Annotated in this window: 20 protein-coding genes and 1 pseudogene; 6 read left to right on the top strand and 15 right to left on the bottom strand. The window is 70.1% G+C overall.

Annotated elements, in window-relative coordinates; genetic code table 11:
* Positions 1-687 precede the first annotated feature (687 nt).
* Positions 688-1,644 (bottom strand): D-alanine--D-alanine ligase family protein, encoded by a 957-nt coding sequence (locus KME80_RS12130; protein ID WP_219504378.1) that lies wholly within the window; start codon positions 1,642-1,644, stop codon positions 688-690.
* Positions 1,645-1,849: 205 nt separating this feature from the next.
* Entirely contained in the window at positions 1,850-3,082 is a 1,233-nt protein-coding gene (locus KME80_RS12135; protein WP_246644667.1) for an aminotransferase-like domain-containing protein, read from the bottom strand.
* Positions 3,083-3,348: 266 nt separating this feature from the next.
* Between KME80_RS12135 and KME80_RS12140 the strand changes: the two genes are divergently transcribed.
* Positions 3,349-3,966, top strand: a complete 618-nt coding sequence (locus KME80_RS12140) for a GNAT family N-acetyltransferase (RefSeq protein WP_219504383.1) — start codon at positions 3,349-3,351, stop codon at positions 3,964-3,966.
* Between the two features lie 87 nt (positions 3,967-4,053).
* Here KME80_RS12140 and trxA read toward each other — a convergent pair whose 3' ends face one another.
* The 9 genes and pseudogenes from trxA to KME80_RS12180 all read right to left on the bottom strand — a co-directional run bounded on the left by trxA (position 4,054) and on the right by KME80_RS12180 (position 12,927).
* Positions 4,054-4,368, bottom strand: a complete 315-nt coding sequence (trxA, locus tag KME80_RS12145) for a thioredoxin (protein ID WP_219504385.1) — start codon at positions 4,366-4,368, stop codon at positions 4,054-4,056.
* A 12-nt stretch (positions 4,369-4,380) separates the two neighbouring features.
* The gene (gene trxB / locus KME80_RS12150) at positions 4,381-5,313 is read right to left on the bottom strand and encodes a thioredoxin-disulfide reductase (RefSeq protein ID WP_219504387.1); all 933 of its coding nucleotides are present in this window, start codon (positions 5,311-5,313) and stop codon (positions 4,381-4,383) included.
* A 128-nt stretch (positions 5,314-5,441) separates the two neighbouring features.
* Positions 5,442-6,155 (bottom strand): RsmA family anti-sigma factor, encoded by a 714-nt coding sequence (locus tag KME80_RS12155; RefSeq protein ID WP_246644567.1) that lies wholly within the window; start codon positions 6,153-6,155, stop codon positions 5,442-5,444.
* Positions 6,156-6,236: 81 nt separating this feature from the next.
* Positions 6,237-6,338 (bottom strand): annotated as a pseudogene (locus KME80_RS53165) (hypothetical protein); the annotation flags it as partial.
* Entirely contained in the window at positions 6,328-6,963 is a 636-nt protein-coding gene (gene sigM / locus KME80_RS12160) for an RNA polymerase sigma factor SigM (protein WP_219504391.1), read from the bottom strand. The gene sigM and the pseudogene KME80_RS53165, both read right to left, overlap by 11 nt.
* 15 nt (positions 6,964-6,978) lie before the next feature.
* The gene (locus KME80_RS12165; RefSeq protein ID WP_219504392.1) at positions 6,979-8,496 is read right to left on the bottom strand and encodes a protein kinase family protein; all 1,518 of its coding nucleotides are present in this window, start codon (positions 8,494-8,496) and stop codon (positions 6,979-6,981) included.
* A gap of 164 nt (positions 8,497-8,660) precedes the next feature.
* A complete protein-coding gene (gene murJ, locus KME80_RS12170) occupies positions 8,661-10,265 on the bottom strand; it encodes a murein biosynthesis integral membrane protein MurJ (RefSeq protein WP_246644568.1) in 1,605 nt (534 codons plus the stop codon).
* A complete protein-coding gene (locus KME80_RS12175; RefSeq protein ID WP_219504394.1) occupies positions 10,262-12,364 on the bottom strand; it encodes a DUF6049 family protein in 2,103 nt (700 codons plus the stop codon). The genes murJ and KME80_RS12175 overlap by 4 nt, the downstream gene beginning before the upstream one ends.
* A gap of 47 nt (positions 12,365-12,411) precedes the next feature.
* Positions 12,412-12,927: an aminoacyl-tRNA deacylase gene (locus KME80_RS12180; protein WP_219504396.1), complete on the bottom strand. Its 516-nt coding sequence runs from the start codon at positions 12,925-12,927 to the stop codon at positions 12,412-12,414.
* A 147-nt stretch (positions 12,928-13,074) separates the two neighbouring features.
* Here KME80_RS12180 and KME80_RS12185 point away from each other — a divergent pair, with 147 nt between their 5' ends.
* Positions 13,075-14,472 (top strand): CCA tRNA nucleotidyltransferase, encoded by a 1,398-nt coding sequence (locus tag KME80_RS12185; RefSeq protein WP_246644682.1) that lies wholly within the window; start codon positions 13,075-13,077, stop codon positions 14,470-14,472.
* Here KME80_RS12185 and KME80_RS12190 read toward each other — a convergent pair.
* Positions 14,462-15,748 carry an MFS transporter gene (locus KME80_RS12190; protein ID WP_219504400.1) on the bottom strand — a complete coding sequence of 429 codons (1,287 nt, stop codon included), beginning with the start codon at positions 15,746-15,748 and terminating at the stop codon, positions 14,462-14,464. The genes KME80_RS12185 and KME80_RS12190 overlap by 11 nt on opposite strands.
* An 86-nt stretch (positions 15,749-15,834) precedes the next feature.
* On the opposite strand from KME80_RS12190, the gene idi reads away from it, so the two are divergent.
* Positions 15,835-16,428, top strand: coding sequence for an isopentenyl-diphosphate Delta-isomerase (gene idi / locus KME80_RS12195; RefSeq protein ID WP_219504402.1), 594 nt, complete (start codon positions 15,835-15,837; stop codon positions 16,426-16,428).
* A gap of 22 nt (positions 16,429-16,450) precedes the next feature.
* On the opposite strand, the gene KME80_RS12200 is transcribed toward idi, so the two are convergent.
* Both KME80_RS12200 and KME80_RS12205 read right to left on the bottom strand, forming a co-directional pair.
* On the bottom strand, positions 16,451-17,530 hold the full coding sequence (locus tag KME80_RS12200; RefSeq protein WP_219504404.1) for an inositol-3-phosphate synthase: 1,080 nt from the start codon (positions 17,528-17,530) through the stop codon (positions 16,451-16,453).
* Positions 17,531-17,543: 13 nt separating this feature from the next.
* Positions 17,544-18,128 (bottom strand): PadR family transcriptional regulator, encoded by a 585-nt coding sequence (locus tag KME80_RS12205; RefSeq protein ID WP_219504419.1) that lies wholly within the window; start codon positions 18,126-18,128, stop codon positions 17,544-17,546.
* Between the two features lie 133 nt (positions 18,129-18,261).
* Here KME80_RS12205 and KME80_RS12210 point away from each other — a divergent pair, with 133 nt between their 5' ends.
* From KME80_RS12210 to KME80_RS12220, 3 genes are all read left to right on the top strand, one after another.
* The gene (locus KME80_RS12210) at positions 18,262-18,654 is read left to right on the top strand and encodes a DUF5318 family protein (RefSeq protein WP_219504406.1); all 393 of its coding nucleotides are present in this window, start codon (positions 18,262-18,264) and stop codon (positions 18,652-18,654) included.
* Between the two features lie 140 nt (positions 18,655-18,794).
* Positions 18,795-21,461, top strand: a complete 2,667-nt coding sequence (locus tag KME80_RS12215; RefSeq protein ID WP_219504408.1) for a transglycosylase domain-containing protein — start codon at positions 18,795-18,797, stop codon at positions 21,459-21,461.
* Positions 21,455-22,780, top strand: coding sequence for a glycosyltransferase family 87 protein (locus KME80_RS12220; RefSeq protein WP_219504409.1), 1,326 nt, complete (start codon positions 21,455-21,457; stop codon positions 22,778-22,780). The genes KME80_RS12215 and KME80_RS12220 overlap by 7 nt, the downstream gene beginning before the upstream one ends.
* 24 nt (positions 22,781-22,804) lie before the next feature.
* Here the strand turns inward: KME80_RS12220 and KME80_RS12225 are convergent.
* Positions 22,805-23,220: transposase family protein (locus KME80_RS12225; RefSeq protein WP_504739706.1), on the bottom strand; the 416-nt coding region annotated here is incomplete at its 5' end.

The following is a 23,220-nucleotide window of genomic DNA, read 5'->3' on the forward strand; positions in this document are numbered from 1 at the left end:
CTGACCCGTGAGGTGCACGGGCCGGTCGGGTTCTGGGCGCTATAACCCCGCGCCCCGCTATCCCCAGGCCGGGCTGTCCCCGCGCCCGCCGTCCCGGGCTGCGCTATCCCCGGCGCCGTGTGGTCCGGCCCGCGAGGTGCCCGGACAGCGCGGCCCCTGGCCCGTGAGGTGCCCGAGCCGTGAGGCGACTGGCCGTGAGGTGGCTGGCCCGTGAGGTGGTTGGCCCGCTTGGTGGTTGGCCCGTGAGGTGACTGGGCCCGAGGTGGCTGGGACGCGCGGCCCCTTGCCTGCGAGGCGGCTGGGCTGCGAGGCGACTGGGCCGCACCATCCCTGGACCCTGAGGCAGCCGGGGCCCCGCCGTCCCCGGGCCGCGATCCCCGGGCCGCGATCACCGGGCCGCGATCACCGGGCCGCGCGGTCGCTGGCCCATGTGGTGGCTGGGCCGTGCGGCGCTGGGTCTACCACGGTCCCCACGTGTTGGGTCGTCGGGTTGTTGCGGTTCTGGGCGCGGGGCAGCTCTGCGGAGTGTCGGCTGGGGACAGCGGGGCGGAGGGAGGGACCGGAGGAGCGGCTGGGGGGATGGTGGGGCTGCCAGGGGCGTGGGCAGCCAGGGGCATGGGACTGCCCGGACGTGGGGCAGCAAGGGGCATGGGGCCGCTGGGGGAGTGGGGCGGGAGGCTGGTCCGGTTAGCGGGGGGTGCGGGTGGCGGCGTTTTGGAGGAGGATGCGGCAGAGTTCGCCGAGGTCCTGGCCCGCGGCTTCGGCAGCCATCGGGAGGAGCGAGGTCTCCGTCATGCCGGGGGCCACGTTGACTTCCAGGAAGTGCGGGCGGCCGGCGGCGTCCACGATGAGGTCGGTGCGGGAGATGTCACGCAGGCCGAGCGCCGTGTGAGCGGTCACGGCGGTCTCGGCGCAGGCCGACGCCGCTTCGGAGGAGAGCCGGGCAGGGGCGAAGAACTCGGTGTGCCCGGCGGTGTAGCGGGCGGCGTAGTCGTACACGCCCTCGTCGGGCACGATCTCCACGGCGGGGAGCGCGACGGGGCCGTCACCGAAGTCGACGACCGAGACCGCCACCTCGATGCCCTCGATGTAGCACTCGATGAGCGCCGTGTCGCCGTAGGCGAAGCAGCCGACCATGGCGGCGGGCAGTTCCTCGGCGGTGCGGACGATGGACGCGCCGAGCGCGGAGCCGCCGCGGGCGGGCTTGACGAACAGGGGGAGGCCCAGGTGCTCGACGATGCGGCCCAGGACGGCCGTGGCGCCGAGGTCGTGGAAGGTCTCCTTGGGCAGCGTGACCGAGTCGGGGGTGCGCAGGCCGACGGAGCGTACGACGGCCTTGGCAGTGGGCTTGTCGAAGGCGACGCGGCAGGCGTCGGGGTCGGCGCCGACGTACGGGACGTTGAGGAGTTCCAGGACGGAGCGGATGGCGCCGTCCTCGCCGGCGCCGCCGTGGAGGGTGACGAAGACGGCCTCGGGCGGGTCGGCGAGGATGGACGGGACGAGCGACGCGTCGGTGTCGCGGGCCTCGACGTCGATGCCGGCCGCCCGGAGCACCTCGCTCACGCGGCGGCCCGAGCGCAGGGAGACCTCCCGCTCGTAGGAGAGACCTCCTGCCAGCACCAGCACGTGGCCCAGTTCGCTCATCACTTCTCCTCCGCTGACGGCACGCTGTCCAACCGTACCGGGGTGGGAGGTGAGGGCGGCACGCAGGACAACCGTACAGAGGGGGTGAGGGCGGCACGCCGTTCGACCGTACAGAGGAGGTAAGGGCGGCACGCAGGACAACCGTGCCGGGGACGTGGTGCTTCGAAAAGGAGGGAGGGGAGCCGGTCAGGCTCCCCTCCAGGGGTCAGGCGAGGTCGGGGCCCGGGGTGTCGACGCCGGCGTGGCCGCGGGCGGAGCCGGTGCCGAACGTGTCGCGGAGCTGCATCTCCTGCTCGATCACCCCGGCGAGGCGGCGGACGCCTTCGCGGATGCGGTCGGGCTCCGGGTAGCAGAACGACAGCCTCATGTGGCGCGCCCCGCTCCCGTCGGAGAAGAAACCGGTGCCGGGCACGAACGCCACCCGCTCGGCGACGGCGCGCGGCAGGATGGCCTTGGAGTCGAGGCCCTCCGGCAGCGTCGCCCAGACGAAGAAGCCGCCGGCCGGCCGGGTCCAGGTGACCTCGGGCGGCATGAGCGATTCGAGCGCGCCGAGCATGGCGTCGCGGCGTTCGCGGTAGAGCTCCTTGAACGTCTTGATCTGCTCCTGCCACGGCTGCGTGGCCAGGTACTGGCCGACGGCGAGCTGGGTGAACGAGGAGTGTGACAGCACGGCCGACTCCATCGCCAGCACGAGCTTGTCGCGGATGGCGTGGGGCGCGAGCGCCCAGCCGACGCGGAACCCGGGGGCGAGGGTCTTGGAGAACGAGCCGAGGTAGACGACCCCGTCGGCGTTGTCGGCGCGCAGCGCGCGCATGGGTTCGGCGTCGAAGCCGAGGAGTCCGTACGGGTTGTCCTCGACGATGAGCACGCCGGCCCGCTGGCAGATGTCGAGCACCTGCTGTCGCCGGGCCATGTTGAGCGTGACGCCGCCGGGGTTGTGGAAGGTCGGGATCGTGTAGAGGAACTTGATCGGCGCCCCGGCGGTCTCCAGCGCGTAGATGGTCTGCGCCAGCGATTCGGGCACGATGCCCTGATCGTCCATGGCGATGTGCACGACCTTGGCCTGATAGGCGGCGAACGTACCCAGGGCGCCCACGTACGAGGGGCCTTCGGCCAGCACGACGTCACCCGGGTCGATGAAGATGCGGGTGATCAGGTCGAGGGCCTGCTGGGAGCCCACGGTGACGACGACGTCGTTCGCCCCGGCGTGGATTCCTTCGAGGCGCATGACGTCGCAGATCTGCTCGCGCAGATGCGGGTCGCCCTGGCCGGAGCCGTACTGGAGCGCGACCGGGCCGCGCCGCGTGACGAGCTCGGAGACGAGCTCGCCGACCATGTCGAGGGGAAGGGCCGTGACGTACGGCATGCCGCCCGCGAGCGAGACCACCTCGGGCCTCGACGCGACGGCGAAAAGAGCTCGGATCTCGGAGGCGACCATCCCGGTAGCTCGCGCGGCGTACCGATCGACATAGGCGTCGATGCGCGACCCTTGGGTCGCGGGCGTCTGACCGTGATCCTGCTCTGCTGTCACGGCCCACCTCCTAGGTGAGTGCTATCCGAGATACCAGATTACGCCAGCCGGACATGTCGCCCGTGACCGGGCTGGCCGTCGTGGTACCCGCTGGCGTGACCGTCACTGGGCTACGATGCCAGCTGGGGACGCGGTTTTCGCGCGCTTTTCCGGGTCAACGATTGGGGCCGTAGTTGTCGCGTCGGCTGGTCAACATCACCCTGGACAATGTGGAAGATCTCCCTCGCCGCTGCCGCCGGTGCGTTTTCTGGGAGCTGGATCCCATGAGCGGGGAACGGGCGGTGGAGTCGGGGGACCCTGGCCTGGAGAAGGAGGCCTGGATCTCCGGCACGCTGCTGGAGTGGGGGAGCTGCGGCAAGATCGTCTATGTGGACGGCGTGCCGGCGGGGTTCGTGCTCTACAGCCCGCCGCTCTACACGCCGCGTTCGGTCGCCTTCCCCACGTCGCCGGTGAGCGCCGACGCGGTGCTGCTGATGACGGCGCACATCATCCCGGAGTTCTCGGGCGGCGGGCTGGGCCGGATGCTCATCCAGGGCGTGGCCAAGGATCTGACGAGGCGCGGCGTGAAGGCCATCGAGGCGTTCGGCGATCTGAAGTGGGAAGAGCCTAGTTGCGTGGTTCCGGCGGAATACTTGCTTTCTGTGGGCTTTAAGACCGTTCGTCCGCATTTGCGGTTTCCGCGGCTTCGGCTGGAGCTGAAGACCGCCGTCTCCTGGCGGGAGGACGTCGAGGTGGCCCTGGAACGCCTCCTGGGCTCCATGAGCCCCGAGCGTGCCCTCCGACCCGTCTGACCCGCCACGAGCCCCGCAGAAGGCCGTACAAACGCATGCGAAAGCCCCCTGCGACCGCAGGGGGCTTTCGCATGGAGCGGGAAGGACCTAGATGATGCCCTCGAGCTCGCGCAGCAGCATGGCCTTCGGCTTGGCGCCGATGATCTGCTTGACGAGCTCGCCGCCCTTGTAGACGTTCATCGTCGGGATCTGGAGCACCCCGGCCTCGCGCGGCACGTTGGGGTTCTCGTCGATGTTGAGCTTGACGATCTCGAGCTTGTCACCGTGCTCGTTGGCGATCTCCTGGAGGATGGGCGCCACCTGACGGCACGGGCCGCACCACTCGGCCCAGAAGTCCACCAGCACGGGCTTGTCGCTCTTGAGGACGTCCGCCTCGAACGAGGCGTCGGTTACTGCCTTCACGGATGGGCTCCCTTACTTCTCGTTGTTGGCCAGCCAGCGCTCGGAGTCGAGAGACGCCGAGCAGCCGGTGCCGGCCGCGGTGATCGCCTGGCGATAGATGTGGTCGACGACGTCGCCCGCGGCGAACACGCCGTCGATGTTGGTGGCGGTCGTGGGGGAGGCGACCTTCACGTAGCCGTCCTCGTCGAGGTCGATCTGCCCCTTGACCAGGTCGGTGCGCGGGTCGTGGCCGATGGCCAGGAACAGCGCGTCGGTGGCCAGCTCGGACTCCTCGCCGGTCTTGACGTTGCGCAGCTTGACGGCCTCGACCCGGTTCTCGCCCAGGACGTCGATGACCTCGGTGTCCCAGATGAAGCGGATCTTGTCGTTCGCGAACGCCCGATCCTGCATGATCTTGCTGGCGCGCAGCTCGTCACGGCGGTGCACGACGGTCACCATGCGGCCGAACCGGGTCAGGAACGTGGCCTCCTCCATCGCGGTGTCGCCACCGCCCACGACCACGATGTCCTTGTTGCGGAAGAAGAAGCCGTCGCAGGTGGCACACCAGGAGACGCCCCGGCCGGACAGGCGCTTCTCGTTCTCCAGGCCGAGCTCGCGGTAGCCGGAGCCCATCGCCAGGATGACCGACTTGGCGTAGTAGGTCTTGTCGTACGTCTTGATGACCTTGGGGTTGGCCTCCAGGTCGACCTCGACCACGTCGTCGGCCACGAGCTCGGCGCCGAACCGCTCGGCCTGCTTGCGCAGGTTGTCCATCAGGTCGGGGCCCATGATGCCGTCGGGGAACCCGGGGAAGTTCTCCACGTCGGTGGTGTTCATGAGGGCGCCGCCCGCGGTCACCGAGCCCTCGAAGACCAGCGGGTTCAGCTCGGCGCGTGCGGAGTAGACGGCCGCGGTGTAGCCCGCCGGGCCCGATCCAATGATGATCACGTTACGAACGTCGCTCAACGCTCCCACGCCTTCCTCTTCTGCTGTTGCCAGTCGCGTCAACAGATCCTAGGCCGCAGTGATTCCCGCCCCCCACCCGCAACGCGAAAGAGCCCGCCGAAGCGGGCTCTGACGTGGGAAGAAGGCTGCTACCAGCGGCCCATGGCGGGCTTGCGCAGGTTCTTGCAACTGAACGGGTCGACGACGTCGATGCGGATCCGCTTGGCGGCCTTCGACTTCCTCGACGCCATGACGATGGCTTCCTGGCCGTTGTACTGGCCCTGGTCCACGGCGAAGACGCTGAACTTGGTGCGGCTGGTCAGCTTGCCGACGCACTTGTCGGCCTGCTCGGCCTCGGACGGCCCCTGGATGATCGGGGCCGGTGCGAGGAACTTGCCCAGTGGCAGCGCCAGGTTCTCGTCACTGTAGTTGTGCTGGCTGTCGGTCAGCGCGTATGCCCTGGCCCGTACCGGCACCTCGGTCGGCGTTGTCACCGCGGGGGCGGCCGAGCTGGCCGCGATCACCGATGGAGCGACCGTGCCCCCTCCCGAGGCGAGCAGCCCGGTCGAGACGACCGCCGTGCCCACGACCGCCGCCGCCGCGGCAGCCGCCACGGCCGGCACCGCCCACCGTGGGCGTCGCGCGCTGCGCCGCCTGGCCGGGACGATCGTGCCGTCGTCGGCGACCACCCCCAGCCGCACCGGCTCGGGCGCCGGCTCGTCGGAGGCCGCGACCGCGGTCTTCTCCCAGGGGGAGTCGCGCATGAGCTCGTCCCAGTCGGGCGCCTGCGCGAGGCCGACGCCTCCGCGGGACGACCCGGCCTCGGCGGCCAGCGCCTTGTCGATGCGCAGTGCGACACCCATCGGCATGGCCGGTGTTGGGGTCGCCGCGAGCACCTCTCGAACCGCCGCGAGGTCTGCCAGTAGCTCCCCACAGGGGTCGCAGACCGCGAGATGCTCGCGGACCTGGCGGGCCTGGCCGGCGTCTAGGAGACCCTCGGCCAAATCGGCCAGGGTATCCAGATCGTAGTGCGTATCACCCGTCACGAAGTTCTGCTCCCTTCGCGGATGAGACGCGACTGAGGTCCGATCGGTTCCGCAGATGCGAAAGAATCGGGGCAAGTTTCGCGCGTCCTCTCGCACACCTGCTTTTCACCGTACCGCTGGGCACTTCGAGCACCTGAGCTGCGTCTTCGACGGAGTAGCCCATCATGTCCACCAGGACGAGGGCGGCTCGCTGGTCGGCGGGCAGCAGCTTGAGCGCGGCCGAGACCTCCATGGAGACCTCGCGCTCAAGGGTCTGATCGGGCCCCGGCGTCTCGCGTTCGGCGGCCTCGATGAGCTCGTCGTCGGCCACCGGGCGCACCGACTTGCGGCGCATCCGGTCGAGGCAGGCGTTGACGACGATGCGGTGCAGCCAGGTGGTGACGGCGGCCTCGCCGCGGAACGTGGCGGCCTTGCGGTAGGCGGAGACGAAGGCGTCCTGGACGGCGTCGGCGGCCTCGTCGGGGTCGCCGAGCGTGCGCAGGGCGACCGCCCACATGCGATCACGGTGCCGCTTGACGATCTCGCTGAAGGCGTGTGGATCCCCGTTGATGTGCGCGGTCAGCAGCTCGGCGTCGCTGACCGCGGGCCGATCCGCTGCTGAAGGTGTCTCGGGTGGGGAGTTCACAAGAGGGATTCCTGATTATGCCGATCCTGGAGAATGCACCACTACTTCATAGATGGTGCCATGAAACTTGCCTGCATCCGCCGGAAGACGCGTAAACCAGATCAAAACGTACCGACCGCTTGCGGCCTGATCAGGCTTGAACGTCACCTTTCCGGAGGCGTTCTCCTCGCGGGCGACGGTCTTGAGCGACGACAGGTCGGGACTGTCGCCGACCTTGAGCTCGACCTCGGCCCCCGAGGCGTCGGCCAGCGTAGCGACCACGTCGCTGATCTGCCGGGACTTGCCCAGGTCGAGAAGAAGCCCGACACCGTCCTTGAGATTGCCCAGCTCGGCGTTGTTGTAGTTGTCGGTCTTCCAGAAGGTGCTCGGCTTGCCGTCGATGGTCAGCGCGGCGAGCTCGGCCTTCTCCTCCTTGTCGCCCAGCGGGTCGAAACCGGTCGCCTTCTCCGGCTTGACCGCCTGGACCCGCGCCGGCGCGGACGCCTTGGAGCTGGGCGAGGGGTCGGCCTCACGGGTGCCGGGACTGCCCAGGCTCCGGCCTATCGTCCAGGCGCCGACGCCCACCGCCACGATCACCAGCAGCACCACGACCGTCATGAGCACCCGGCCGAGCACGCTGGGGCCCCCGCGCGGGGGCATGGTGCTGTGGACGACCTGCGGGCGCTGCATGGTGGCGGGCCCCTGCTGCCCGGTGTCGGGGCCCTCCGAGCGGGAGGCCGTCGTCACCACCGACGGCGGCGACGAGTCGTACGGGATCGGGATCGGCATGGGCCTGGCCACGCCCGACAGCGACTCGGCGAGCTCCGCCGGGCTGGCGAGCGCGCCCTGGCCCCGGCGCGACTCGGGCAGGCAGGCCCGGACCGTCACCGTGTCGAGATAGCTGGGCACCCCGGCGGTGACCTGGCGCGGGGTGCAGAAGTGCCCGTCGTTCATCGGGGCGGCGGGCAGGCCGCCCTCCTCCTCGTCGCCGGGCCAGTGGCCGGTCAGCCCGGCGTAGAGCAGCCGGCCCAGCCCCTCGGCGTCGTCGAGCGCAGGCTGGTCGGTCGTCAGGCCGGACAGCGCGGCGTCCACTGCCACGCCCAGCACCTTGACCGTGTTGCCGGTGGTCCACACCAGGTGCTCGGGCCGCAGGCACAGGTGGTAGAGGCCGGCCTCGTGGGCGTGGGTCAGCGCCTCGGCCGCCTCGGCGACCAGCCCGGCGGCCCGCTCGGGGTCCAGCGGCCCCCCGGACAGCAGGTCGGCCAGCGTGTCACCGGTGACCCACTCGCTGACCACGTAGGAACGCCCGTCGTCCTCGGCGGCGTCGAACACCTGGGTGAGACGCGGGTCGGTAAGCCGGCTCGCGGCGCGGGCGGCGGTGACCACCTCGTGCACACGCGGGAACTCGGGGGCGAAGGTGAGAACCCCGACAGGACGGGCAAGGATCTCGTCGATGGCCTTCCAGAATGTGGCGCCTTCGGACTCGCTGACCCGGTCCTCAAGTCGGAAGCGCGAGGACAGGCGCGTGCCCGGCTCGACGGCAGATGTGCTCACTGGCTCTCTCCGCTCGGCCGTACAGGCGTGCGCATGACTCGGCTCGCCTGCGTGCTGTCCCACGTAGGCACGCTATGCCGGGTGGATCCGCCCACGCCCCTCCTGCTTCCATTCGCGCGTGTCGGTCACCATGCTAGTGCCAGCGCCTCCGCCGCCCGCGCCCTTTATCGGCGTACCCTCCCCGCGACCATCCCAACGATGGAGCTGACCTCCGGAATCCGCATCCGGTGCGCCACGGCCAGATAGAGCAGCATCCCCAGGCCACCGCCCACGGCGAGAGTGATCACCGAGTTGAGGAAGTCGGGCCTGCCGAAGATCTCCTGCATGCTCCAGACGGCCGCCAGGGCGAGCACGGCGGTGGGCAGCGAGGCCAGGTACATCCTGGTCATCGCCATGCCGACCTGCCAGCCGCCCAGCCCTCCGACCCGGCGGCTGGCCAGGACCCACGCCACGACCGTGCCCAGCGCGTAGGCGACGGCGTAGGCGAAGGCGAGCCCCATGACCGAGTAGGCGGGCGGCAGCAGCGCGTGGAAGAGCAGCATCAGCACCGCGTTGAGCGCCGTCGCGCCGGCTCCGACGAACACGGGAGTACGGGTGTCGCCGAAGCTGTAGAAGACCCGCAGCAGGAGCTGGAAGAGCGAGAACGGCACCAGCGCCAGCCCGTAGACCTGCAGCACGTTGCCGATGTAGACGGCGTTGGCCACCGTGTTGGAGCCGTGGCCGAACAGCGGCACCGTGATCGCCGGCCCGAGCACCATGAGCAGCAGCGACACCGGAACCATGATCGAGCAGACCAGCCGCACGCTCGACCCGAACTCCGAGCGCACCTCGTCGAACCGCCCGTCGGCGACGGCCCGGCTCATCCTGGGCAGCATCGCGGTGATCACCGAGACGCCGATGATCCCGTACGGGAGCTGGAAGAGCTGGAACGCCACCGTGTAGGCCGAGATGCCGTGGCTGGGGAAGGCCGCGGCGGCGGAGCTGGCGAGGTTCAGCGTGAGCACGAGCCCGAGCTGGGTGACGATCACGTAGCCGATCGTCCAGATGCCGGCCTTGGCCATCTCGCCGAGCCTGGCGTTGCGCACGTCGAAGCGGGCCACGAAGCGGAAGCCGGCCCGCTTGAGCGCCAGGACCAGGACGGTGGCCTGGGCCACGATGCCGGCGGTGGTGCCGAGGCCGAGCAGGGCCAGCTCGCCGTTGGTGACGTTGCCGACGCCCTTGTCGCCCACGATCACCAGGTAGGCGACCAGCACGCCGATGACGACCACGTTGTTGACGACCGGCGCCCACATCGGCGCGGCGAACCGGTCGCGGGTGTTGAGGATGGCCCCGGCCACCGCGCCGATGCCGAAGAAGGCGAGCTGCGGCAGGATGAACTGGGCCAGCCGGACCGCGACCTTGTACTCGTCGGAGCGATGGTCCCAGACGGTGTAGAGGTCGATGAGCAGCGGCGCGGCGAGCACGGCGGCCGCCGCGACGACGATGAGCGCGACCGTCGACAGCGTCAGCAGCCGCTGCTCGTAGGCGCGTCCGCCGTCGGGGTCGCTCTGCTGGGCGCGGACGATCATCGGCACCACGACGCTGCTCAGCACGCCGAGCAGCAGCAGGTCGAGGATGCTGTAGGGGATCGCGTAGGCGGTGTTGTAGGCGTCGCCCAGGAGCGAGGTGCCGATCGCGGTGGTCAGCACGACGGTCCGGATGAATCCGGTGGCCCTCGACACCATCGTGCCCGCGGCCATGATGGCGCTGGCACGGAGCATGCGGCTCATCGGCTCTCACTTTCGCGTGACTTGGCGGCCCGCGCCGTGCGCCGCTCGGATCGGCGCCTGAGCACCCGGGTCGCCACCGCGGCCAGCATGACCGTCAGCGCGGCCCCCACGATGACCAGCGCGATCCCGGTGTAGCCGGTGGTGCGCACGATCAGCTTGACCGGCTCCCCGTAGGGGGTGCCGTCGGCGGTCAGCAGCCGGACGGTCACCGTGGCGTCGCCGCCGCCCCCCGAGGTGTTGACGGTCATCGGCACCTGCACGGTGCCGCTCTGGTCGGCGCCGATCGTGAGCGGCTCGCGGTGCTTGACCTGAAGCAGCTCGCGGTCGTTGGAGGTGACCTCGACGAACAGGGAGATCTGGGCGGTCAGAGAGTTCTTCACGCTGATGGGCACCACGCCGTCGCGCCCGGCCAGCGTGCGCGGCCGGTCGGGGCCGGCGCCGGTGATCTCGACCTTGTCGATGCGCTTCTCGACCTCGGCGCTCACGTCCTTGACGACGGCGCGGCCGGTCTTCTGGCGGCCCCGCCAGGCCGAGGAGGTGAGCCGGAGCACGGCGGCGTCGAAGTCGGAGCCGGCGCTCGCGGTGACGAGCCCGGTGACCCTCGCCTGGTCGGCGACCTCCTTGATGGCGGCCAGGTATTTGGCGCCGAGCTCCTGCTTGCGGTCCTGCTGGGTGTAGGTGAGGCCGGCGCGGGGCACCTGGGTGCGGGTCGCCTTGATCGAGTCGAGCGGGGCGAGCGACAGCCAGGGCAGCTTGCCCGCGGTCCTGAGCAGGGTGGTGACGAGCGTCGGGCTGGGGTTCCAGCGCCGGGACGGGGCCACGACCAGCGACCTGGGCTGCGTCTGGCCGGGCTCGGCGGAGATCGTCGCGGTCTCGGCGACCAGGCGCTGCTTGCTCAGCACCGTCGAGCCGCCGGCGTCCGGCTCGAAGACGCGGCTCAGCTCGGCGTCGGCGGTCAGCGCGGTGACCGGCCCCATGACGCTGTAGAGGGTGCTCGCCGCGTCGGGCGTGACCGGCACGGCGGCCTGGGGCGGCAGGTTGGCGGCGTCGAGCAGGACCCGGTCGATCCGGGCCACGTTCGGCTCGCCTACGGCCAGCAGGTCGAGCGCGTCGGCGTCGAGCCGGCCGTTGGCCGGCCAGTAGGTGGACGTCTTCACGTCGCGCTTGACGAGCCGGGCGGCCTCCTTGGCGCCCAGCGCCAGCGCCCGCCCGGTGAGGTCGTCGAGGCCCTGATGGGCCAGCGCCGTCACGTCGGGATCCGCGTACGGGGTCGCGATGACGGGGTTGTCGGCCAGCGCGGCGCGCATGGAGGTCAGCCAGGCGGCTGCGGCCGGGTCGGCGGCCCGCTCCTGGGACTCGCCCTTGACCCGGAACTTCCGGGTCATCGCATCGGCGTCGGCGAACAGCGCGGGGTCGACGACCCAGGTGACGGACGCGGGCGCGGCCTCGGCGATGCGCGCCAGGTCGGACAGCCGGCCCTTCTCGGTCATCGAGGCGGTCAGCTTGTCGTCGACGAACGTGCCGTCGTCGGCCCGGTGCGGCTGGTCGACGACCGGCAGGACCACGGACAGCCGGTTGCGCACGGGCTTGGCCGGGGTCGGCGGCGCGTAGGTGAGGAACGTGCGCTGCGAGGCGAGCTGCACGGTGTCCCACTGCACGACCTCGACGGCCAGCGGGTAGGCGCCGAACTGCGTGAGCTGGAACTGGGCGGGCGTCATCGTCAGCTCGAACGTCTGCGAGGCGTTGGCGGCCAGCTCCGGGATGACCATGCTGGACTGCGAGGAGACGTTGGGCGGCTGGGTCAGCGTCGTCTGGTCGGCCTGGTAGGCGCTCATGCTCGCGCGGTCGGTGAAGCGCTGGCTGGAGTAGCGGACGCGCACCCGCAGCCCGGGCAGCGCGGTGCCGCCGGCGTTGTGCACCCGCCCGGTGACCTTGATCTCGGTCGCCCGCTCGGTGGCGTAGTCGGGCGTGATGGAGGTCAGGGTCAGCTCGACCCCCTGCCTGCTCGAGATCGCGGCAGCCGCGCCGGGCGCCACCGCCACCGAGGGGGCGAGCAGCGCGGCGGAGAGCACGGCGAGCAGCGCGGCCTTACGGATCACGCGTCTGCCCGAGCTGGATTACGACGCACGCCCGCAATGGTACGGGCTCAGTGCCGCGGCGCGACCGCCTCCAGGGCTCCGCGGCCCCGTAGATCCACGGTCTTGCCCGCCACGAGCGCGAGCAGGTCCAGCGCGCGCATGGTGAGAGCGGTGTGGCGGTCCCCGGTCGCCGTGTGGACGGGTTCGGTGTCGGCGTCCAGCCGGTCGTCGACGAGCACCGGCAGGTCCTCGGGCAGCAGCAGCGGGCTGACCAGCCCGGCCGCGTAGTCGGTCGCCGCGTTGACGAGGTGCGCCGGGGCGGGACGCACGTTGCGGACGCCGAGCAGGCCCCCCACCGCGCCGGAGGGCGGCGGCATGGCGACCGTGGAGACGACGGCCACGACGAACTCGCGCCCGACCCGCGGGGCGACCTCGAACACCGTGACCGCCACGCACCGTTCAGGCGCGGCCGGGATCGCGCCGGGTAGTTCCTCCGCGCGAGTCATGGGGCGCGGAAGGCGTACGATCTCATGGTGGACCTGGTGTGTGAGGAGCCAGCGGTGGATCGCGAGGGCGTCCTTCATAAGACCTCCTTGCCTCGTTCCATGGCGCCGTCGGTCCCCTGACCGAAGGTAACCCGGACCCGATGTGGCTCGGGGGATATGTTCCGGAATCCGAAGGACCTACTGAGTTTGTCCGAGTCAACTCTGACCGAAAGCCAGCAGCGCGCCATGGGCGACCTGTTCCGCAAGATCGCGCCCGTGGCCGACGAGCTCGGCCGCCTGTTCGCGGCCAAGGGCCACGAGCTCGCCCTCGTCGGCGGGCCCGTGCGCGACCTGCTGCTGGGCCGCATCGGCAACGACCTCGACCTGACCACCGACGCCCACCCCGAGCGCGTGCTGGAGATCGTGCGCGACTGGGCCGACTCGGTGTGGACGATCGGCATCGACTTCGGCACCGTCGGGGTCCGCAAGGGCGACAAGCTCCTGGAGATCACCACTTACCGGAGCGAGTCGTACGACCTCAAGTCCCGTAAGCCGGACGTCATGTACGGCGAGACGCTGGAAGCCGACCTGGAGCGCCGCGACTTCGCCGTCAACGCGATGGCGGTGCGGCTGCCTGGGCACGAGTTCGCCGACCCCTACGGCGGCCTGGCCGACCTGCGCGCCAAGGTGCTGCGCACGCCGGGCACGCCCGAGCAGTCGTTCGGCGACGACCCGCTGCGGATGCTGCGCGCCGCCAGGTTCGCCTCGCAGCTCGGGTTCCGGGTCGACGAGGCCGCGGTCGCGGCGATGACCGCGATGGCCGAGCGGATCGAGATCGTCTCGGCCGAGCGCATCCGCGACGAGCTCGACAAGCTGATCTGCGGCCGCCACCCGCGCGAGGGCCTGCGCCTGCTCGTCGAGACCGGGCTGGCCGCCCACGTGCTGCCCGAGCTGCCCAAGCTGCGGCTGGAGATCGACGAGCACCACCGGCACAAGGACGTCTACGAGCACACGCTGACCGTGCTCGACCAGGCCATCGCCCAGGAGGAGGACGGCAAGCCCGACCGCATCCTGCGCTGGGCCGCGCTCATGCACGACGTGGGCAAGCCCAAGACCCGCCGCCACGAGCCCGGCGGCCGCGTCTCCTTCCACCACCACGAGGTGGTCGGCGCGCAGATGACGAAGAAGCGGATGGCGGAGCTGCGCTTCCCCAAGGACGTGGTGTCCGACGTGTCGCGGCTGGTTGAGCTGCACCTGCGCTTCCACGGCTACGGCACCGGCGAGTGGACCGACAGCGCGGTGCGCCGCTACGTGCGCGACGGCGGTCACCTGCTCTCCAGGCTGCACAAGCTGACCAGGGCCGACTGCACCACGCGCAACAAGCGCAAGGCCGCCGCCCTGTCGCGCACCTACGACCAGCTCGAGGAGCGCATCGAGCGGCTGGCCGAGGAGGAGGAGCTGGCCAAGATCCGTCCCGAGCTCGACGGCAACGAGATCCAGCGGGTGCTCGGCGTCGGGCCGGGCCCGGTGGTGGGCCAGGCCTACAAGTTCCTGCTGGAGCTGCGCCTGGACAAGGGCGTGATCGGCGCCGAGGCGGCCACCGAGGCGCTGCTGGAGTGGGCGCGCGACAACGTCACGGGGTGACCGGCTGGCGCGGCCGGGTGATCGCCCGGTAGGCCAGCGCGCTCAGCAGGTAGCCGGCCACGATGATGGCCACGGCGAGATAGGACTTGCCGTTGGCCGGCAGGATGGCCGCCGACAGCGCCGCCGCCAGCACGTACATGCCGTTGAAGAGCATGTCGTAGACGGAGAAGGCGCGGCCTAGGTAGACGTCCTCGACGTCGCGCTGCACGGTCGTGTCGGCGCAGATCTTGACGCTCTGGCCGGCGATGCCGAGCACGAACCCGGCCACCGGCAGCCCCCATTCCTGGAACGGGATGACCAGCACGCCTGCCAGCACCCCGGCCGTGATGAGCGCGATCGGCACCCAGCGGGTGATCGTGAACCGCTCGGTGGCGTACGGGGTGATGATCACGGCGAGGAAGTAGCCGACGCCGGAGGTGGCCACGACCAGGCTGGCGCCGCTCAGCGCCGCGTCGGGGTCGCCGTCGGTGAAGTAGTAGCGGTAGAGGATGATGCCGAGCGCTGTCGCGATGCCGTAGAAGAACCGGTGCGCGGCCATCGCGCCCATCGTGGCGGCGGCCGTGCGGTGGCTGAGCAGGTGCCTGGCGCCGTCGGCGAGCCCGGCCACCACGTTGCGCAGCGCCTCGCGCGTCTGCGGACGCCCGGGGTCGTGGGCGGGGCCGAGCAGCGAGCGCTCCATCGTGCGCGCGACCAGCGCGCTGAGCACGGACACCACGCCGGACGTGGTCAGCAGCAGCGCCACCCCGAGGTCGCCGCCGCCGAACAGCCCGCGCAGCAGGAACCCGGCGCCCACGCCGACGAACGTCAGCACGGTGCCGGAGGTCGGCGTGACCGCGTTGGCGGCCATCAGCCGGTCCTGCGGCACCACGTGCGGCAGCGAGGCGCCCAGCGCCGCCAGGAAGAACCGGTTGACGCCCAGCACGGCCAGCGCCGCCGCGTAGAACACCGGATCGGGCACGTCGGCCGCCACCAGCGCGGCGGCGCCGCCCAGCAGCACACCGCGCACGATCGGCGCGATCATCAGGATCTGCCGCCGCGACCAGCGGTCGATGAACACCCCGACGAACGGCCCCAGCACGCTGTACGGCAGCAGGAGCACCGCCAGGCCCGCCGCGACGCCCAGGGCGGTGGTCTGGTTTTCGGGGCTGAAGAAGGCGAATCCGAGAACGCCGAACTGGAAGATCCCGTCGGAGAACTGGGAGACCAGCCGCGTGCCGAACAGCCGTCTGTAATCCCGCCCCTGGAGAACGACGCGGAGATCGGCGACGAAAGACACGGCCTCAGCCTAGCCCGCGAAGAGGTTGGCACAGCAGGTTCGCATTCCGGTCCTGCCGCTGCTCATGATCACGTACGCTTCATAGCGTGACGACTGTGGAACACGTGGTACTCGTTGACGGCTCCGGCCACGCGCTCGGCACCGCCCCCAAGCTCTCGGTGCACACCGAGCACACTCCGCTGCACCTGGCCTTCTCCAGCTACGTCTTCGACCGGGAGGGCCGGGTGATGCTCAGCCGTCGGGCCTCGCACAAGCTGACCTGGCCCGGCGTGTGGACCAACAGCTGCTGCGGCCACCCGATGCCCGGCGAGCCGCTCGACCACGCCGTGCTCCGCAGGCTGTCGTTCGAGCTCGGCCTCAAGGTCGAGCGCGCCGACCTGGTGCTGCCCCGCTTCTCCTACCGGGCGGTCATGGACAACGGGGTCGTCGAGCACGAGCTGTGCCCGGTCTACCGGGTGGTGGCCGACAACGCCGAGTCGCCCAATCCGGACGAGGTGGACGAGACGCGGTGGATGCCGTGGCCGGTGTTCGCCGACGGCGTGCTCAACGGCCTGCTCGCGATCTCGCCGTGGTGCCGCGAGCAGGTGCCGCTCCTGGCCGCGCTCGGCCCCGACCCGCTGGCCTGGCCGGCCGCGCCGGACGACGAGCTGCCACCGGCAGCCCGCGTCCGGCTCGACTGAGCTTCGGCCCTGACCCGGAGGGTCAGCGCTCGACCTCGCCGCGGATGAACTTCTCCACGTAGTCGCGGGCCTGGTCGTCGGAGTACTGCTCCGGCGGCGACTTCATGAAGTACGAGGACGCGCTGAGGATCGGGCCGCCGATGCCGCGGTCGAGCGCGATCTTGGCGGCGCGGACGGCGTCGATGATGATGCCGGCGGAGTTGGGGGAGTCCCACACCTCCAGCTTGTACTCCAGGTTGAGCGGGGTGTCGCCGAACGAGCGGCCCTCGAGGCGCACGTAGGCGAGCTTGCGGTCGTCGAGCCACGGCACGTGGTCCGACGGGCCGATGTGCACGTCGGCCTTGGCCATCTCGTGCGGGATCTGCGAGGTGACCGACTGCGTCTTGGAGATCTTCTTCGACTGGAGGCGCTTGCGCTCCAGCATGTTCATGAAGTCCATGTTGCCGCCGACGTTGAGCTGGTAGGTGCGCAGCAGCTCGACGCCGCGGTCCTCGAACAGCTTGGCCATCACGCGGTGCGTGATGGTGGCGCCGACCTGCGACTTGATGTCGTCGCCGACGATCGGCACGCCCGCCTCGGTGAACTTCTCGGCCCACTCGGGGTCGGAGGCGATGAAGACCGGCAGCGCGTTGACGAAGGCGACCTTGGCGTCGATCGCGCACTGCGCGTAGAAGCGGTCGGCCTCCTCGGAGCCCACCGGCAGGTAGGACACCAGCACGTCGACCTGGGCGTCACGCAGCGCCTGGACGATGTCGACCGGGGCCTCGTCGGACTCCTCGATGATCTCGCGGTAGTACTCGCCCAGGCCGTCGAAGGTGTGGCCGCGCTGGACGGTCACCCCGGACGGCGGCACGTCCGTGATCTTGATGGTGTTGTTCTCGCTGGCGACGATCGCCTCGGACAGGTCGCGGCCGACCTTCTTGGCGTCGACGTCGAACGCGGCGACGAACTCGACGTCGCCCACGTGGTAGTCGCCGAACTTGACGTGCATCAGGCCCGGCACCCGTGTGGCCGGGTCCGCGTCCTTGTAATAGTGAACGCCCTGGACCAGCGACGCCGCGCAGTTGCCGACACCGACAATGGCCACGCGAACCGAACCCATCGCACTCGCTCCCTTACTCATCACTTGACGTGGTATCCCTCTCAGGCCTCTCGGAGGCCCGTCTCTCCGTTGCGATCAGCTCGTTGAGCCAGCGCACCTCCCGCTCGACCGACTCCAGCCCGTGCCGTTGCAGCTCGAGCGTGTAGCTGTCGAGCCGTTCGCGGGTGCGTGCCAGAGCGGTGCGGACGCTGTCGAGTCGCTCTTCGAGCCGGCTACGGCGGCCTTCGAGAATGCGCAGGCGCACTTCGGCCTCGGTGTGCCGGAAGAACGCGAAATGGACGCCGAAGCTCTCGTCCTCCCAGGCCGAGGGGCCGGCCTGGGTGAGCATGTCCTGCAGGCGTTCCTTGCCCTCCGCGGTCAGCTTGTAGACGATCTTCGACCGGCCGCCCACGATCGTCGAGGGAGCGGGCTGCTCCTCGGCGATGAGTCCTTGCGCCAGCAGGGAACGCAGGCAGGGGTAGAGCGAACCGTAGGAGAACGCGCGGAACATCCCGAGCAGAGCGTTGAGCCGTTTGCGCAGCTCATAGCCGTGTAGCGGCGTCTCGTGCAGCGACCCGAGCACGGCGAGTTCCAGCACCCTGCCTTGTCCGGCGGCCACGGGAATCGCCCCCTCTCGCGTCGATGTATCGAGCCGATACATCCCGAGGATACGTCGCTCCGCTATATGCCCGCAATCAATGAGTTCACCAAGGCGTTGGGATGAATCAGTAAAAAGCCGTAGTCTGGCGCTCATGTGGTCACAGAGAAGGGTGGTGGATTGCGGCCTTGCCAGACGGGCGGTCGTCCACTCCCCGCGTTCCGGGCGCGCCGCGTCCGGCGATCTCTGTGACGCACAGCCCAACCTCCTCCGGGCACGGGCAATTCGCCGCTTCGGCGAGCCGACCGAACGCCTCTGCCCGGTGTGCGAGGGGGAGAACGTCACCAACGTGACCTATGTCTACGGGGACTCCCGGAGCCGCCATGCCGGTCGGGCAAAGGTCACGTCAGGGCTCGCCGCAATGGCCCATGATTACGACGAGTTCCGGGTGTACGTGGTCGAGGTCTGCCAAGGTTGTTCCTGGAATCACCTGACGGTCTCGTTCGTCCTCGGGAACGGGCCGCCAGACGTGGCCGCACGACAGTAGAAGATCTAGACGAGGACGGCGAGGAGCCACGCCCTGAAACGCCGTGCTATCCGACGACGATGCGAGGACGTGTGAGTTACAGCAGCAACGAGGGGACGGCCCGCCCTGGTAGGCGCCGTCGTTCCGGCTCGTCCCGTTCCGTGCCCCAGGATCCCGCGCCGCAAACCGGCGATTCCGGCTGGGGCTCCACGCCGCCCGCGCGTCGTCCCGAGGCGGCCTACGAGCAGACCGGGGCGATGGCCGCGCAGCCGTACAACGAGCCGCCGGGACGCGAGAACCCGCGCCCGCAGCAGCCTCGGCCGGACCTGCGGCCCCCCTCACAGCCTGTGACGCCTCCCCACCCCGGCGCGCCCGCGCACCCCGGGACGCCCTCGCCGTCCGAGGCCCCGGAGCCGCGCCGTCGCGCGGCCGGGTCCCGCAGGCGCTCCGAGCAGGCGCCGGCCCGCTCGCACGCCGACCAGGAGACCATGATCAGCGAGTCGCCCCCGAGGCGCTCGCGCAGGAGCGGCGGCGGCCCCGGCGGGCCGACCGAGCCGCCCGGCCCGCCCAAGGGCGGCGACAGGCCAGGCTGGCGGCGCTTCATCCCGAGCTGGAAGCTCGTCGTGGCCAGCTTCGTGGTGCTCTCCGCCGGCGTCTTCGGCATGATCGCGGTCGCGTACGCCAACACCCCGGTGCCCCGAGAGGACCAGGTGCAGGACGGCGTCTTCGACCAGGAAAGCATCATCTACGACGTCCACAAGAAGGAGCTGGCCCGCCTCGGCACCAAGCGCCTCCCGCTCGAGTTCGAGCAGATCCCGCGGCACGTACAGGACGCGGTGATCGCCGCCGAGAACAGCTCGTTCCGTGAGGACTCCGGCATCTCGTTCTCCGGCATGGTCCGCTCGCTGTGGAGCACCGTCTCCGGCCAGCAGGTGCAGGGCGCGTCCACCATCACCCAGCAGATGGCGCGCGGCTACTACGACGGCCTCTCCAAGGAGGTCACGATCCAGCGCAAGGTCAAGGAGATCTTCGTCGCGGTCAAGCTGAACAAGGTGCTGACCAAGGACACCATTCTCAAGCAGTACCTCAACACCATCTACTTCGGCCGGGGCGCCTACGGCATCGGCGCCGCAGCCGACGCGTTCTTCAACAAGAAGGTCGGCCAGCTCACCCCCGAGGAAGCCGCCTACCTCGCGGGCCGCATCCAGAACCCGAGCGCCTTCGACTCCGCCGAGAAGTCCGGCAACCTCGCCCCCACCGAGGAGCGCTACGTCTACGCGCTCGGGCAGATGGCCAAGCTCGACCCCAAGGCGTACGGTCACCTGCCTGCCAAGTCGCCCAAGTCGCCCAAGCGCATCAAGGACAAGCCCAAGCAGATCTTCGCCGGCCTCAAGGGCTACATGGTGCAGACGGTGCTCAACGAGCTGGAGAGCACCCTCAAGATCGACCGCGAGGAGGTGGAGAAGGGCGGCTACCGCATCTACACCTCGCTCGACCCCAAGCTCATGCGCGCCGCCCGTGACGCGGTCAGGCAGCACACCAAGGGCCTGCCCGAGGAGATCAGCACCACGATGGCCGCGGTCGACCCGCGCAACGGCCGGATCATCGCCTTCTACGGCGGCGACGACTACACCAAGGACGCCTGGAACGACGCCTTCCTCTCGCAGAAGCAGGCGGCCTCGGCGTTCAAGCCGTACGTCCTCGCGGCCTGGCTCGACGCCGGCTACAGCCTGCGCAGCTACGTGCCGACCAAGGGCCCGGTCAAGCTGCCCGGCACCACCCCGATCGACAACGACCACGGCTTCAAGACCTCGGCCGTCGACGTCGTCACCGCCACGGCCAGCTCCGTCAACACCGCCTACGCGAAGATGGGGGAGAAGGTCGGGCTCGACAAGGTCATCGAGATCGCCTCGAAGGCCGGGCTCAGCAAGCAGCGGCTGGAGGACGCCGAGTCGCGCCACCACTACCTGATCACCATCGGCAGTGGCCAGGTCACCGCCGTCGAGCAGGCCGGCGGCTACTCGATCTTCGCCAACGCCGGCAAGCACTACGACAACCACGTGATCATCCAGGTCAAGGACCGCAACAAGCAGACGATCTGGAACGAGAAGAAGAGCTTCGCCCAGGTCATCACGCCGGAGGCCGCCGCCGACGCCACCGCCGCGCTGCAGGCCGTCGTCAAGTCCGGCACCGGCGGCAACGCCGCGCTCTACGACCGGCCGGTGGCCGGCAAGACCGGCACCAACAACGACAACAAGGAAGCCTGGTTCGTCGGCTTCACCCCGCAGGTGTCGACCGCCGTCGGCCTGTTCCGCCAGGAGTGCCGCACCAAGACCGGCAAGGTTGTGCAGCCGGTGAACGACAACTGCCCGTGGTTCCGGGGCAAGAACCCCGACCGGGAGAAGAAGTACACGCCGCAGAAGCCGTACAGCACGGCGTTCGAGGTGCCTCTCGGCGCGGCGTTCCAGGGAGCGACCTACCCGGCGGCGATCTGGAAGACCTTCATGACCGAGGCCATGAAGGGCAAGGAGGTCATCCAGTTCCCGGCCCGGGTCGACGCCGGCATCTCCGAGGACCTGGTGCCCAAGCCGGAGCCCACCCCGACGCCCAGCGACACGCCCGACCCGGACGCCGAGTTCCCCGGCGAGGACTGCGGCTTCGACAGCCCGTGCGACGAGGACTCCGACGTCTCCAACGAGACGACCGAGAACCCGTTCCCCGAGGAGGAGGAGGACGGCGGCTTCCTCGGCGACAGCGGCGGCGACGGCGGCGGTGGCGGCGCGGCCGTGCCGGGGCCGACGCCCGGCAACCGCCAGTTCCCATGGTGAAGTCCGACACGGCGGTGCGCCGGCCGTTCGTCGCGCGCGCCGTCCCGTACCTGCCCCTGGGACTGTTCGCGGCCCTGGGGGCGACGCTGGCCTACCTGGTGCGGCTGCCCTGCCGCTCCGGGGGCTGGAACGACCAGGTCACCGTCTACACCAACTTCTGCTACACCGACATCTACCCGCTCTACTTCGACCGGCAGCTCGCCACCGAGAACCCGTACTTCGCCGACGTCATCGCCGAGAAGCACGTCGAGTACCCGGTGGTGCTCGGCGAGGTGATGCAGGTCATCGCCTGGCTCGTGCGCCGCTTCGAGCAGGACGTGACCGGCCAGGCGGTGCTGTTCTACGACCTCACCGTCATCCTCATGGGGATCTCGCTGGTGGTCGGCGTCCTGCTGATGGCCGCCGTCGCCGGCCCCACCCGCCGCTGGGACGCCCTCTGGTACGCGCTCGCGCCCGCCGTGGTGCTGGCCGCCTACATCAACTGGGACCTGGTCGCCGGGGCGCTGTCGATGGGCATGCTGCTGGCCTGGGCGCGCAAGCGGCAGGTGCTGGCCGGGGTGCTGCTCGGGCTGGCGATCGCCACCAAGTTCTACCCGCTGATGTTCCTCGGCGCGCTGTTCCTGCTCACGCTGCGCACCGCCCGGTGGCGGCCGTTCCTGGTCACGCTGGCCTCGACGGCGGTGGCGTGGCTGGTGGTCAACCTGCCGTTCATGGTGCTCGCCTGGGACGGCTGGCGGCGCTTCTACGTCTTCTCGCAGGAGCGCGGCGTCGACTGGGGATCGCCGTGGCTGTTCTTCCAGCGCAAGGGCTGGCCGGTGCTCGGCACCCTGGACGTGAGCGTGCTCGGCATGGCGTCGCTGGCGCTGTGCTGCCTGGCCATCGCGGTGCTGACGCTGACCGCGCCGCAGCGGCCGAGGCTGGCGCAGATCTGCTTCCTGGCGCTGGCCGCGTTCATGATGACGAACAAGGTGTGGTCGCCGCAGTTCGTCCTCTGGCTGGTGCCGCTGGCCGTGCTGGCCAGGCCCAACTACCGGCCGCTGGTGCTGTGGCAGCTGGCCGAGGTCTGGTACTTCTTCGCCATCTGGCTCTACCTGCTCAACCAGGCGCCGCTCAGCCGGACCGATCTCGGCATCGGGGACGACACGTACTTCACCGCCGTGTGGGGGCGGGTCATCACGATCGGGATCATGATGGCGTTCGTGGTGCGTGACATCCTGCGGCCGGCCAAGGACGTGGTCCGGCAGGCGGGGGTGGACGACCAGGTGGGCGGGGTGTTCGACGGAGCTCCCGACCGGTTCACGTTGCGAGCTGCCGGCTAGATGATTGATTCCAAGGGGTTGGGATCAGTGGTCGTAGGCGGTCAGTGAGCGGGCGATGGGCTGACCGGTCTTGTCGTTGTGCCAGATCACGGCGGTCAGTGCCAGGATGCGGGTGATCACGCGGATGATGACGCCCGCGAACGTGCGCCCGCCGTGGCGTTCGAGGTCGAGCTGGCCCTTGAGTGTCTGATTGATGGACTCGATGGTCTGGCGCAGGGGTTTGAACAGGTGTGCGCCGGAGCGTGGGGGCTCGCCTTTGCGGGCCTTGCGCAGCAGGCGCACTCCTGCGGTGGCCAGGGCGTGTTCGAAGTCGCGGCCGTAGTACTGCATGTCGGCGATCAGGTCCTGCCGGCCTCGGTGGCGGGCCAGCAGGTCGGGGTCGGCTTCGAGCATGCCGAGCAGGGTGAGGCGTTCGTCGGCCTTGGCGCCGGTCAGGGCGA

This window comes from Nonomuraea ceibae (assembly GCF_019396325.1).
GTDB lineage: Bacteria > Actinomycetota > Actinomycetes > Streptosporangiales > Streptosporangiaceae > Nonomuraea > Nonomuraea ceibae.